At 71.5% G+C, this 12,022-nt stretch carries 13 protein-coding genes; 7 read left to right on the top strand and 6 right to left on the bottom strand.

The window, feature by feature from the left end:
• Nucleotides 1-179: 179 nt before the first annotated feature.
• Nucleotides 180-1,226 carry an Lrp/AsnC family transcriptional regulator gene (locus ACZ7OH_RS24045; RefSeq protein WP_470282798.1) on the bottom strand — a complete coding sequence of 349 codons (1,047 nt, stop codon included), beginning with the start codon at nucleotides 1,224-1,226 and terminating at the stop codon, nucleotides 180-182.
• 86 nt (nucleotides 1,227-1,312) lie between these two features.
• On the opposite strand from ACZ7OH_RS24045, the gene ACZ7OH_RS24040 reads away from it, so the two are divergent.
• The 4 genes from ACZ7OH_RS24040 to ACZ7OH_RS24025 are packed head-to-tail and all read left to right on the top strand — an operon-like array spanning nucleotide 1,313 to nucleotide 5,320.
• A complete protein-coding gene (locus tag ACZ7OH_RS24040) occupies nucleotides 1,313-2,506 on the top strand; it encodes a M20 metallopeptidase family protein (protein WP_470282797.1) in 1,194 nt (397 codons plus the stop codon).
• A gap of 5 nt (nucleotides 2,507-2,511) precedes the next feature.
• Entirely contained in the window at nucleotides 2,512-2,709 is a 198-nt protein-coding gene (locus ACZ7OH_RS24035) for a hypothetical protein (RefSeq protein WP_400889583.1), read from the top strand.
• On the top strand, nucleotides 2,706-4,121 hold the full coding sequence (locus ACZ7OH_RS24030; RefSeq protein WP_470282796.1) for a sodium:solute symporter family protein: 1,416 nt from the start codon (nucleotides 2,706-2,708) through the stop codon (nucleotides 4,119-4,121). The genes ACZ7OH_RS24035 and ACZ7OH_RS24030 overlap by 4 nt, the downstream gene beginning before the upstream one ends.
• Nucleotides 4,118-5,320, top strand: a complete 1,203-nt coding sequence (locus ACZ7OH_RS24025; RefSeq protein WP_470282795.1) for a metal-dependent hydrolase family protein — start codon at nucleotides 4,118-4,120, stop codon at nucleotides 5,318-5,320. The genes ACZ7OH_RS24030 and ACZ7OH_RS24025 overlap by 4 nt, the downstream gene beginning before the upstream one ends.
• 75 nt (nucleotides 5,321-5,395) lie before the next feature.
• On the opposite strand, the gene ACZ7OH_RS24020 is transcribed toward ACZ7OH_RS24025, so the two are convergent.
• The 3 genes from ACZ7OH_RS24020 to ACZ7OH_RS24010 all read right to left on the bottom strand — a co-directional run bounded on the left by ACZ7OH_RS24020 (nucleotide 5,396) and on the right by ACZ7OH_RS24010 (nucleotide 7,783).
• Nucleotides 5,396-5,683, bottom strand: coding sequence for a DUF2255 family protein (locus tag ACZ7OH_RS24020; RefSeq protein ID WP_470282794.1), 288 nt, complete (start codon nucleotides 5,681-5,683; stop codon nucleotides 5,396-5,398).
• A 101-nt stretch (nucleotides 5,684-5,784) separates the two neighbouring features.
• On the bottom strand, nucleotides 5,785-6,582 hold the full coding sequence (locus ACZ7OH_RS24015) for an alpha/beta fold hydrolase (protein WP_470282793.1): 798 nt from the start codon (nucleotides 6,580-6,582) through the stop codon (nucleotides 5,785-5,787).
• Between the two features lie 43 nt (nucleotides 6,583-6,625).
• Complete coding sequence (locus tag ACZ7OH_RS24010; RefSeq protein WP_400889595.1) at nucleotides 6,626-7,783, bottom strand: steroid 3-ketoacyl-CoA thiolase; 1,158 nt, start codon at nucleotides 7,781-7,783, stop codon at nucleotides 6,626-6,628.
• A 233-nt stretch (nucleotides 7,784-8,016) separates the two neighbouring features.
• Here ACZ7OH_RS24010 and ACZ7OH_RS24005 point away from each other — a divergent pair, with 233 nt between their 5' ends.
• Nucleotides 8,017-9,243 carry a cytochrome P450 gene (locus tag ACZ7OH_RS24005; RefSeq protein WP_470282792.1) on the top strand — a complete coding sequence of 409 codons (1,227 nt, stop codon included), beginning with the start codon at nucleotides 8,017-8,019 and terminating at the stop codon, nucleotides 9,241-9,243.
• Between the two features lie 34 nt (nucleotides 9,244-9,277).
• On the opposite strand, the gene ACZ7OH_RS24000 is transcribed toward ACZ7OH_RS24005, so the two are convergent.
• Nucleotides 9,278-9,499, bottom strand: a complete 222-nt coding sequence (locus ACZ7OH_RS24000) for a hypothetical protein (RefSeq protein ID WP_470282791.1) — start codon at nucleotides 9,497-9,499, stop codon at nucleotides 9,278-9,280.
• Between the two features lie 69 nt (nucleotides 9,500-9,568).
• Here ACZ7OH_RS24000 and ACZ7OH_RS23995 point away from each other — a divergent pair, with 69 nt between their 5' ends.
• Both ACZ7OH_RS23995 and ACZ7OH_RS23990 read left to right on the top strand, forming a co-directional pair.
• Nucleotides 9,569-10,360, top strand: coding sequence for a transglutaminase-like domain-containing protein (locus tag ACZ7OH_RS23995; RefSeq protein WP_470282790.1), 792 nt, complete (start codon nucleotides 9,569-9,571; stop codon nucleotides 10,358-10,360).
• Nucleotides 10,361-10,416: 56 nt separating this feature from the next.
• Nucleotides 10,417-11,436 carry a YhjD/YihY/BrkB family envelope integrity protein gene (locus ACZ7OH_RS23990; RefSeq protein ID WP_470282789.1) on the top strand — a complete coding sequence of 340 codons (1,020 nt, stop codon included), beginning with the start codon at nucleotides 10,417-10,419 and terminating at the stop codon, nucleotides 11,434-11,436.
• Here the strand turns inward: ACZ7OH_RS23990 and ACZ7OH_RS23985 are convergent.
• Complete coding sequence (locus tag ACZ7OH_RS23985) at nucleotides 11,411-12,022, bottom strand: TetR/AcrR family transcriptional regulator (RefSeq protein ID WP_470282788.1); 612 nt, start codon at nucleotides 12,020-12,022, stop codon at nucleotides 11,411-11,413. The genes ACZ7OH_RS23990 and ACZ7OH_RS23985 overlap by 26 nt on opposite strands.

The following is a 12,022-nucleotide window of genomic DNA, read 5'->3' as shown; positions in this document are numbered from 1 at the left end:
GAGTCAACGCCCCGAAGCCGCGGCCTCGGAGCCCAGCCCTGAAGCCAGCACCCGGGAGCCGCGCTTCCCAAGCCCGTGCCCCGAAGGCACCGCACTCCAGCACAGCGCCCCGAAGCCCGGCCCTCGAAGCCGGCCCCGAAGACCCGGTCCGGTGGATGCTTCCCTCCACCTCACCCCCCTCATCCCCCGGACCGGCCTACGCCGCGGTCCCCGTGCTCCGGCACGGGGACCGCGGCCCAGAAGTCCAGCGGCACCCGGCCCACCCCGCGCCCCGCCGCGTCGAGCAGGCGGCCCATCAGCTTCACGCTCCGCAGCGTCACCGCTCGGGCGGCCACCTCCAGCCACGGCAGCTTCGCCGCCAGCACCGCCTCCAACCCCAGCGTCTCGTGCTGCGAAGGCAGCCACACCACCAGCATCAGGTTCGCCGCCCCCGTCAGCGCCGCGCACATCCGCACCTCCGGCAGCATCGCCAGCGACCGCGCCGTCGTCTCCAGCTTGTCCGGCGGCACCCGCAGCCACAGCGTCACCGTGACCGGCGCCGGCGACACCGACCGCGCGATCTCGCACCGGACGCGGATCGCGCCCCGGGCCAGCAACGCGTCCAGCCGGCGCCGGACCGTCGTCGCCCCGACACCCAGCTCGGCCGCCAGCGCCGCCGCCGATGCCCGCGCGTCCACGCCGAGGGCCAGGACCAGCGCGCGGTCGGCGTCGTCGAACCGCAGCGGCGCGCGGTTCTTCGCCGGCTTCGCCGACAACGCCTCCCGCTGCCCCGGCGAGATCGCCCGCACCCGCCACCGGCTGCCCTCGGTGAACATCCGCGGCGACAGCACCGTCCGCACCCGCGCCACCCCGGGCACCGCCGCCACCCGGTCCTGCACGTGCGCGCCCAGCTCGCGCAGCGTCGGCGCGACGACGTGAGCCAGCAGGTCGCACGGCCCGGCCACGTACTCGACGGTGACCACGTGCGGGTCCGCGGCCAGCGCGCCCGCGACGGCCAGCGCCGTGCCGGGCACGCACGCGATCTCGACGAACGCCAGGGCCAGCCGCGCGCTCAGCTCGCCGCCGACGTACGCGGTGAGCCACGCGTCCCCGCGCTCGACCAGCGTGTCCCAGTGCCGGGCGACGGTGACCGCGCCGAGCCCGAGCGCGCGGCCGAGCGTCGACCACGACGCCCGCGGCGCCGCCTGCAGCGCGTCGACCAGTTTGAGGTCCTGCTCGGTCAACATGGCGGATTCTTCGTTCATCGGCTCTCGCAGCGGTGGTTTCGGGGAATTCCTGCGGCCATTGTGCTCGACACTTGCATGATCTGCGGATGACCCTGCGTTCGGACGCCGCCGCCCTCCTCGCCGACCTGGTCGCCCTCCGCCGCGACCTGCACCGCATCCCCGAGATCGGCCTGCACCTCCCGCGCACCCAGGAGCGGGTGCTCGCCGCGCTGGACGGCCTGCCCCTCGAAATCAGCCTCGGCAAGAACCTCTCGTCGATCACGGGGGTCCTCCGCGGCGGCCAACCCGGCGGAACGGTCCTGCTCCGCGGCGACATGGACGCCCTCCCCGTGACCGAAGCCAGCGGCGAGGAGTTCAGCTCGACCCTCGACGGCGCCATGCACGCCTGCGGCCACGACCTGCATACCGCGGGCCTGGTCGGCGCGGCCCGCCTGCTCGCCGCTCGCCGCGAAGAACTCGCCGGCGACGTCGTCTTCATGTTCCAGCCCGGCGAAGAAGGCTGGGACGGCGCCGGCCACATGATCGAGGAAGGCGTGCTGACCGCGTCCGGCAAGCACGTCGACGCCGCCTACGGCCTGCACGTTTCGGCCGCCACCTACGCGAAGGGCCACTTCGCCGCCCGGCCCGGCACGCTGATGGCGGCCTCGGGCGCGCTCGAAGTCCGCGTCCTCGGCGACGGCGGCCATGGCTCCTCGCCGCACGACGCGCGCGACCCGATCCCCGCGGCCTGCGAGATGGTGACCGCCCTGCAGACGATGGTGACGCGCACCTTCGACGTCTTCGACCCGGTCGTGATCACCGTCGGCCAGTTCCACGCCGGCACCCGCCGCAACATCATCCCGGACGACGCGAAGTTCGAAGCGACGCTGCGGTCGTTCTCCCCGGAGGTCGCGGCGCGGGTGGGGGAGCGCGCCGTCCAGGTCTGCCGCGGCATCGCCCAAGCGCACGGTCTCGACATCGAGGTAACCTACGAGCCGGAGTACCCCGCGACGGTCAACGACGCCGCGGCGTACGACTTCGTCGCCGACACGATCCGTGACGTCTTCGGCGAAGAGCGGTTCACCGAGATGGCCGATCCGATCACCGGCTCGGAGGACTTTTCCCGCGTGCTCGAACGCGTTCCCGGCGCGTACCTGTTCCTCGGCGCCTGCCCGACGGACCCGGAGTCCGCACCGGACAACCATTCGCCGCGCGCCCGCTTCGACGACAGCGTCCTCGGCGACGGCGCCGCGCTGCTGGCCGAGCTCGCCGTCCGCCGCCTCGGGCTCCTGGCCGGGTGACGGGCGTGCGCAGCTACCACTGGCCCCCGGTGCTCCCGGTCGTCGCGCTGGTCCTGATGCCGTTCCTGCCGTTCGTCAACACCACCGGGCTGTGGCTCGGGCTGCCGCGCATGGTCGTGTGGGGCGCGTTCTGGTGCCTCATGTTCACCCCGGCGCTGCTGCTGTCGGAGCGCCTGATGCGCGGGCGGGAGGACGAGTCGTGATCCTCACCTTCACCCTCGTGGGCATCGTCCTGATCGGTGTCCTCGGCTTCCTCGGCCGGCGCAAGCCCGTCGCCGACCTGGCCGAGTGGACCGTCGGCGGCCGCCGCTTCGGCGCGCTCACCATGTGGTTCCTGCAGGCGGGCGAGGTGTTCACCACCTTCACCTTCCTCGGCATGGCCGGCCTCGCGTTCTCCGGCGGCGTCGCGGCGATGTACGCGCTGCCGTACGTGCCGATCGCCTACGTCGTGCTGTTCTTCCTCGCGAAGCGCCTCTGGACGATGGGCAAGGAGCGCGGTTACCTCACCCAGGGCGACTTCCTGGAGGACCGCTACTCCAGCCGGGCGCTCGGGACGCTGTCGGCGGTGCTCGGCGTGGTCTTCGTGCTGCCGTACCTGCAGCTGCAGATCACCGGGCTGGGCCTGATCGTCCGGCTGGTCACCGGCGACAGCGCGTCCGGCACGCTGAGCATGGTCACCGGCAGCGTGCTGGTGGTCGCGTTCGTGCTGTGGGCCGGGCTGCGCGGCGTCGCGGCGACGTCCTACTTCAAGGACGGGATCATGCTGGTCGCGCTGGTGGTGCTGATCATCGCCGTGCCGACGCACTTCGCCGGCGGGATCGGCGGGGTGTTCCACAAGATCGAGCAGCTGCACCCGGAGAAGCTGATCGTCCACAGTGGACCGAACGATCACGTGTGGTTCGTGACGAGCATGCTGGTCAGCGCGATCGGCGTCGGGCTGATGACGCTGCCGCACTCGTGGCCGGCGCTGATGTCCGCGCGCGACCCGAAGGTGCTGCGGCGCAACTACACCTGGATGCCGATCTACGAGCTGTGCCTGCTGCTGCCGATGATCGTGGGGTTCGCCGCGATCATCGTGGTGCCCAAGAAGAGTGACCCGAACGGCGTATTGCTGACGCTGTCGAAAGACGCGTTGCCGCCCTGGGTGACCGGCATCATCGTGGTCGCCGCGACGGCCACCGCGATGGTCCCCGCGGCCGGGATCCTGATCGGCATCTCGTCGCTGGTGGCGCGCAACATCGTCCGCGTCCGCAGTGGCCGCAGGCAGTTCTGGATCAACCACGGCACGGTTGTGCTCGCGAGTACTCTTGCCCTCGTGCTCGGCATCTTCCGGCCGGACCTGCTGGCCAACCTGCTGTTGCTCACCTATTCGGGGTCGGTCCAGCTGGCCCCGGCCAACCTGCTGGGCTTCCTGCGGCGCGTGCCGGTCGGCAAGGGACCGGTGTTCGCCGGCCTGATCGCGGGCGAGCTGGTGGTCGTCTGGCTGACCTTTGTGGACACCCATCTCGTCGGCACGGTCAACGTGGGACTGGTCGGGCTCGGCGTCAACGTCGTCGTCCTCGCCCTGGCCGCGGTGGTGGCGCCGCGACGGACTTCTCTCGTGGAGGCGGCGTGACGCGCACGGTTTTCACCGGCGGCTCGGTCTTCGACGGCACGGGCGCGGACCCGGCGCCGGCCGACGTCGTCGTCGAGCACGGCCGGATCGTCGACGTCGGCACGGACCTCGACGGCGACGAGGGCGTCGACTGTTCGGGCGCGGTGCTGCTGCCGGGGCTCTTCGACTGCCACGTGCACGTCACGGTGTCGGACATCGGGCTGCTGGCCCGCGTGCAGAAGCCGTTTTCCTACCAGTTCTACGAAGCGGCGCGGAACCTGTGGGCGACGCTCGGCCTGGGCATCACGACGGTCCGCGACGCGTCGGGCGCGGACCTGGGCATCAAGCAGGCGGTGGACGACGGCCTGATCCCAGGGCCGCGGCTGCAGATTTCGATCGGGCTGATCAGCCAGACGGGCGGCCACGGCGACAGCTGGAACCCGTCCGGTCTGTGCGTCCCCCTGCTGGTCCCGCACCCGGGCCGCCCGGACGCGACGGCCGACGGCCCCGACGAGATGCGCCGGGTGGCCAGGACGCTGCTGCGAGCGGGCGCGGACGTGCTGAAGGTGTGCACGACGGGCGGAGTGCTGTCCCCGCGCGACGACCCGCGGCATTCGCAGTACACGCCGGAGGAGCTGGAGGTCCTGGTGGCCGAGGCGGCGGCCCAGGGCCGCCCGGTGATGGCCCACGCCCAGGGAGCGGCGGGCATCAAGAACGCGGTCCGCGCGGGGGTGCGCTCGATCGAGCACGGCATCTACCTGGACGACGAAGCGATCGAGCTGATGCTGGGCCACGGGACGTGGCTGGTCCCGACGTTGATCGCCCCGGTGAACGTCGTGCGCGCGGCGGACGCAGGGGTGGACTTGCCCGCCGCGGTGGTGGCGAAGGCGCGTGAAGTGGTGGAGGTGCACCGGGATTCGGTCCGCCGCGCGTATGCGGCGGGAGTGCGAATCGCGATGGGGACCGATAGTGGGGTCGGGCCGCACGGGACGAACCTCGAGGAGCTGGCGCTGATGGCGGCTTGCGGGATGACGCCGGGGGACGTCCTGGAGGCGACCACATCGTCCGCCGCGCGGTTGATGGGGTTGGACGGAGAGCTGGGGCGGGTGGAGGCCGGGTTGCGAGCGGACTTGGTCGTGGTGGCCGGGGATCCTTATGACTTCCCGGGGTTGGCGGGGAACATCCGGGAGGTCTGGAAGGACGGGGTCCGGGTGGTGTGAGCCGGGTCATCGGCCCTGCGCCGCCTTCGGCCGCGGCTGCCGGCCACACCCCGCCGCACAGGCTTCCTGCCTGAGCTACCGCGGGTCGAGCCGCAGGGTGGTTGCCGCGGCTTCGGTCGTCACCATGGCGTCCGTGCCGCCGCCGGTGTACTTGGTTCGGTAAGCAGCGTCGACTTCCGCCGTGACCTCAGCGCCGATGTCCTCGATGGTGACTTCGGCTTGCAAGCCCGGCACGCGGATCCGGCCCCGGCGTGATCGCAGCGCGTCCCCGAACCAGCCGGTGTCCCGCCGAACCCAGGTCCGCACGTACGCTGCCGACCGGCGCGCGACCAGTTGTGCACATTCCCAGCCGGATGTGGACAAGTCCGGCTGCGGAGGCTCGGCTCGGGTGGTTTGTCGTGGTCCGCCGGTAAACTGGGCATGGGCACGCCCCCCAGGGAAGGGCGGGGTGCTGCGTGGGCCGGTCAAAGCTCCGGGCTCAGCAACTCCTTCAACGCCACCGCGAACTTCGCCGGGTTCCGCTGCGGAGCCAGATGGGCCCCCGGCATCTCCGTGAACGGCAACCCCAGCTCCAAAGCCAAGATCTTCGCCGGCTGGTAGTGGTACCGCCCGCGGCTGCCCTCGCCCGCCACCGGGATGATCTCCGTGCTCGCCTTTCGCAGTGCCCGCAAATCCGGCAAGTAGTCGAAGAACTCCGTCAGCTCCCGGTCGAACAGCCGGATCCAGTCGGCCTCGTGCGGAAGCCGCAGGTTCGGCAAATCCGGCAGTGCCGCACCGGCGATCGCGTCCGCGAAACGGGTCACCGCCGTCATCAGCTCGCCCGAGCGGGCCAGCCGGACCTGCTCCGCCGCCGCCTCGAGCCACGCGCCCGCGTCGGGCATCAAGTGGACCGCCGGGGGTTCGTGCGCCACCAGTGTCGTCACGTGGGCCGGGAACCGGGCCACCAGGTCCAGCCCGATCAGCGCGCCCGCGCTCGAGCCGAACACCATTGCCGGGCCGAGGCCCGTGTGCTCCAGGACTGCCCGCGCGTCGTCCGCTTGCAGCGACACCGGGACCGGGCCCGTCGTCGAGTCCGTGCTGCCGAAGTGGCCGCGGCGGTCGTACGTGATCACCGTGTAGTCCGCGTACAGCTGCTTCGCCAGCGCTCGGTAGGAGTCACCCGACCCGGTGCCGCCCGCGATCAGCAGCAGCGCCGGACCCTCGCCGCCGCGGCGGACCAGGAGCTCACCGTTCTCCACCGGGCAACGGCTTTCCGAGATCATGCACCGAAGTCAAGCACAAGCCGGACGGCGCGGTGGCCGCGGCCTAGAGCCGTTCGATGACTGTCGCCGTCGCCAGTGCGCCGCCGGCGCACATCGTCACCAAGGCCGTCGACGCGTCGCGGCGCTCCAGCTCGTGCAACGCCGTCGTCAGCAGCCTCGCGCCCGTGCTCCCCACCGGGTGACCCAGCGCGATCGCGCCGCCGTTGACGTTCACCCGCGCCGGATCCGGCGACAGGACCTGCTGCCACGACAGCGCCACCGACGCGAACGCCTCGTTCACCTCGAACAGGTCCACGTCACCCACCGTCATCCCGGTCCGGGACAGCACCCGTTCCGTCGCGCGGATCGGGCCGTCCAGGTGGTAGTACGGCTCCGCGCCGACCAGCGCCTGCGCCACGATCCGCGCCCGGGGCCGCAGCCCCAGCTCCGACGCCCGGGCGGAGTCCATCAGCAGCAACGCCGCCGCGCCGTCGGAGATCTGCGACGACGTCCCCGCCGTGTGGATCCCGTCCTCGACCACCGGCTTCAACCGCGCCAGGCCTTCGACGGTCGTCTCGCGCAAGCCCTGGTCACGGCTGACCAGGCGCGTTTCGCCGGTCGCGGAGCCGTCCTCGGCCAGCACCGGTGCCTTCACCGGCACGACTTCGCGGTCGAAGTGCCCCGCGTCCCACGCCGCCGCGGCCTTCTGCTGCGACGAAGCGCCGAACGCGTCGACGTCGGCGCGCGTCAGCCCGCGCCGGACCGCAATCCGCTCCGCCGCGCCGTACTGGTTGGGCAGGTCGATCGACCACGACGCCGGCCGCGGCGACGCGCCGGCCCGGTTGGCGCCCAGCGGCACCCGGCTCATCGCCTCGACGCCGCACGCGACGCCGACCTCGATGGCCCCCGCCGCGATCAGCCCCGCGACCAGGTGGGTCGCCTGCTGCGCCGAGCCGCACTGGGCGTCGATCGTCGTCGCGCCCGCCGTCTCCGGGAGGCCCGCGTGCAGCCACGCCGTGCGCGTCACGTTGTTGGACTGCTCTCCCGCCTGCGTGACGCAGCCGCCGATCAGCTGCTCGACCAGCGCGGGGTCGATCCCGGCGCGGTCGAGCAGGGCCTGCTGCGCGGCGCCCAGCAGCTCGGCGGCGTGCAGGCCGGCCAGCAGCCCGCCCCGCTTGCCGATCGGGGTCCGCACGGCTTCGACGATGACCGGCCCGCCCATGTCGTCCCTTTCGTCGGGAAACGCTGTCCTGTACCTCAAAAACTAGAACAAGTTATCGTTTGAGGCAAGCGTCCGCAGGGTCGGGCCGAACTTGATCTACTTCGAGTGAGCGCTCGCTCACCTGGCCTCATCGGTCAAGTTAACGGGTTTCACTGAACGGTCTTCCGCAAGTTAACACCGTATGCTTCAATCGCCGTTAGAACGTGTTTCAAAGGCGAAACGTGGGAGGCACCGTGGCCGCTCCGCTCATCCCGGCCGGTTTCGACTTCACGGACCCGGACCTCTACGCCCAACGGCTGCCCGTGGACGAGTTCGCCGAGCTCCGGCGAACCGCCCCCGTGTGGTGGAACCCCCAGAAGCACAACACCGCGGGCTTCCGCGACGACGGCTACTGGGTCGTCTCGCGCCACGCGGACGTCAAGGAGGTGTCCCGCGACAGCACGCTGTACTCGTCGAGCGAGAAGACGGCGATCATCCGCTTCGACGAGAGCATGACCGAGGACAACCTCAACGCGAACCGCCTGGTGCTGCTCAACATGGACGCCCCGCAGCACACGAAGCTGCGGCGGATCGTGTCGAAGGGCTTCACCCCGCGGTCCATCGCGAAGCTGGAGGACACCCTGCGCGACCGCGCCGAGCGGATCGCCGCGGAGGCGCGCAAGAAGGGGTCGGGCGACTTCGTCACCGACGTCGCGTGCGAGCTGCCGCTGCAGGCGATCGCCGAGCTGATCGGCATCCCGCAGGAGGACCGGCTCAAGATCTTCGACTGGTCGAACCAGATGGTCGCCTACGACGACCCCGAGTACGAGGTCGAGCCGCTCGAAGCGTCCGCGCAGCTCATCGGCTACGCGTGGAACATGGCCGAGGACCGGCGCAAGTGCCCGATGGACGACATCGTCACGAAGCTGATCCACGCCGACGTCGACGGCGAGTCGCTCGGCTCTGACGAGTTCGGTTTCTTCGTCATCCTGCTCGCGGTCGCCGGCAACGAGACGACGCGCAACGCGATCAGCCACGGCATGAAGGCGTTCCTGGACCACCGCGACCAGTGGGAGCTGTTCAAGGAGCAGCGGCCGAAGACCGCGCCCGACGAGATCGTCCGCTGGGCGACCCCGGTGGTGGCGTTCCAGCGCACGGCCACCCGCGACACCGAGCTCGGCGGCGCGCACATCCGCAAGGGCGACCGCGTCGGGATGTTCTACAGCTCGGCCAACTTCGACCACGAGGTGTTCGAGGACCCGGAGAAGTTCGACATCCTCCGCGAGGACAACCCGCACGTGGGCTTCGGCGGCACGGGGTCGCACTACTGCATCGGCGCGAACCTGGCCCGGCTGGAGATCGACCTGATCTTCAACGCGATCGCGGACGTGATGCCGGCCATCACCGAGGCGGCGCCGCCGGTGCGGCTGCGGTCCAGCTGGTTGAACGGGATCAAGCACTACCCGGTGCGGTACGCCTGAGCGAGCGGTCGTGCGGCGCTGGGTCCCGCGGGGCTCAGCGCCGCTCGCAGATCCGGGTCCACCACGGCCAGTGCGCCGGGGCCAGGGGATCGGGCAGGCTCAGCTCGAGGAAGCGCTCGTCGAGGGGGCGGATCAAGCGGGCCAGTGCCTCCGCCGTCGCTCCCGGCCACAACCCGTGTCGTGCCCGATCGAGGAAGGTTCGGAGCTCGAGCCCGGCGATCTCGGCCTGCGCTGCCGCCGGCCGCCTGCGCGGCATCGGGACCTTTTTTCGTGAACGGGGTGCCGACCGGGCAACGATACCGCCCGCGGGTGACATCATGAGGCGATGGCCCCGCGAGCGACCGTCGACGTCGAGTTCTCGATCCACGTCACCGAACCCGGGCTCGCGGCGATCTCCGTCGCCGCGGCGCACGCCGATACCGAAGAGCTCACCGTTTCCTGGCACGGCGACAGCGAGCTCGCCGAGTTCGACCACGGCACCCGCGCCGAGGTCTTCACCCTGCCCAAGGGCGAACACCGCGTCACCTACCACGCCGAACGCGCGCTGACCGAGCCCGAACCCGAGCCCGTGACGCTCGCCGACGTGGCGATCTTCACCCGGCCGAGCCGGTACTGCCCGTCCGACCGCGTCGCCGGGCTCGTCCCGCCTGCGGCGATCAAAGCCAAGGACACCAAGGCGAAGGTGGACGCCATCGTCCGCAACGTCCACGAGCGACTGTCCTATGTGGTCGGTTCGAGCCGGCCGACCGACGACGCGATCGACACGCTCCTGGCCGGCGAAGGCGTCTGCCGCGACTTCGCGCACGTCTGCGTCACGCTCTGCCGGTCCCTCGACATCCCCGCCCGCTACGTCGGCGTCTACGCGCCCGGCCTCTCGCCGATGGACTTCCACGCCGTCTTCGAGGCCGCGATCGACGGCCACTGGTACGTCTTCGACGCCACCCGCCTCGCGCCGCGGCAGACCATGCTGCGGATCTCCACCGGCCGCGACGCCGCGGACACGTCCTTCCTCGCCACCCTCGGCTGCGAGCTCGACTTCCTCGGCAGCACGGTCTTCGCGACGACGGACGCGGCGCTCCCGGTGGACGACGGCACCGGGCTCGTCGTCCTGAGCTGATGGTCCGACCGCGTGTTGCTTGCGCGAAGTGGCCTCCGGCTGGGTAGACAGAGTGCGTGAAGAGTTCCCCCAAGGCCCCGAGCCCCTGGGCCCGGGCCCGCGCCCGGTACCGGTGGCTGGACCACCTCGCCCGCGCCGCCGACCGCTACATCGAAGCGGGCGGCTACCACTACATCGCCTCCATCACCTACTTCAGCCTGCTCTCGCTGGTGCCGCTGCTGATGGTGGCGTCGTCGGTCGCGGGGTTCGTGCTGGCCAGCCAGCCGCACCTGCTCGACACGATGGTCCACGCGATCGTCTCCACGCTGCCGGGCGGGCTCGGCGACAAGGCCACCAAGCTGCTCACCGGCTTCGTCGAGCAGCGCACGAGCGTCGGGGTGTTCGGCCTGGTCATCGGCCTCTACTCGGGCTGGAACTGGATGAACGCGCTGCGGGACTCGCTCACCGCGCTGTGGGGGCAGAACCGGTCCGACCAGTCGCTCCCGCGGCTCATCGCCGTCGACCTGCTCGCGCTGCTCGGCCTCACCGCGGCGCTGCTCGTGTCGTTCACGCTCACCATCTCCGGCACCGCGCTCGGCAGCTACCTGCTGCGGCTGGCCGGCCTCGACGACACGAGCTGGGGCCACCAGCTCGTGTCGGCGTCTTCGGTGCCGCTGTCGCTGGCCGCCGACTGGCTGGTGTTCCTGTGGGTGCTCACGCGGCTGCCGCGGCAGAAGGTCGGCGTGCGCAGCGCGGTGCGCGGCGCCGTCGCCCTGGCCATCGGGTTCGAGGCGCTCAAGCTGGCCGGCGGCTTCTACCTGCGCCTGATCGGCGACTCGCCGACCGGCATCGCGTTCGGCTCGGTCATCGGCCTGATCTTCTTCATCTCGCTCGTCGCGCGGCTGCTCGTCTACGTCACGGCGTGGACCGCGACCGGCTCCGACGCGCCGCCGAAGCCGGTCCAGCCGCCGGCGCCGGTGGTGCTGAACCCGGTGGTCGTGGTGGACCCGCCGGTCGCGGTGCCGGCCACCGTCGGCGTCGTGACCGGGGTGATCGGGACGCTGCTGGCGCTCAAGTGGCGACGTTCGCGAGGCTGAAGAGCCGGTCGAGCTGGTGGTCGATCAGCGCGATCGCCGCTTCCGGCGTCCGCTGGCCCAGGATGATGCTGGTCTGCAGGCCGTCGACGCTCGACAGCAGCAGCTCGGCCTCCGGCATGAGCTCGAGATCCGGCGCGACCTCCCCCCGGTCGCGGCCCCACGCCAGCAGGTCCGCGGTCAGCCGTTCCAGCTCGGGCGGCGCGCCGCTGAACGCCGACGCCAGCCCGGGGTCCGAAAGGGACCGGACGAAGTAGGCGAGGTGCACGAGGTAGCGCGTGCGGCGCTCGTCGCCGACCGGCAGCATCCCGACGAGCATGGCCCGCAGCACCTCGCGCGGTGCCGCGTCCTCCTCGGGGCCGAGCTCCGCGCGGATGCTCTCCCCGGCGTCGGCGTTGAGGATCTCCAGCGCGCCGAGCAGCAGGTCGTCCCGCGTCCCGAAGTAGTACTGGACCAGCCGCAGCGAGACGCCGGCCTCGGCCGCGACCTTGCGCAGCGACACGTCTTCGAGCCCGCGCGCGCTCGCGATCCGCCAGACGGCTTCGGCGATCTGGCGGCGGCGTTGCTCGTGGTCGGCGAGTCTCGGCAT

Source organism: Amycolatopsis sp. NPDC114478 (assembly GCF_055633805.1).
This window is presented reverse-complemented; position numbering and strand designations above follow the sequence as displayed.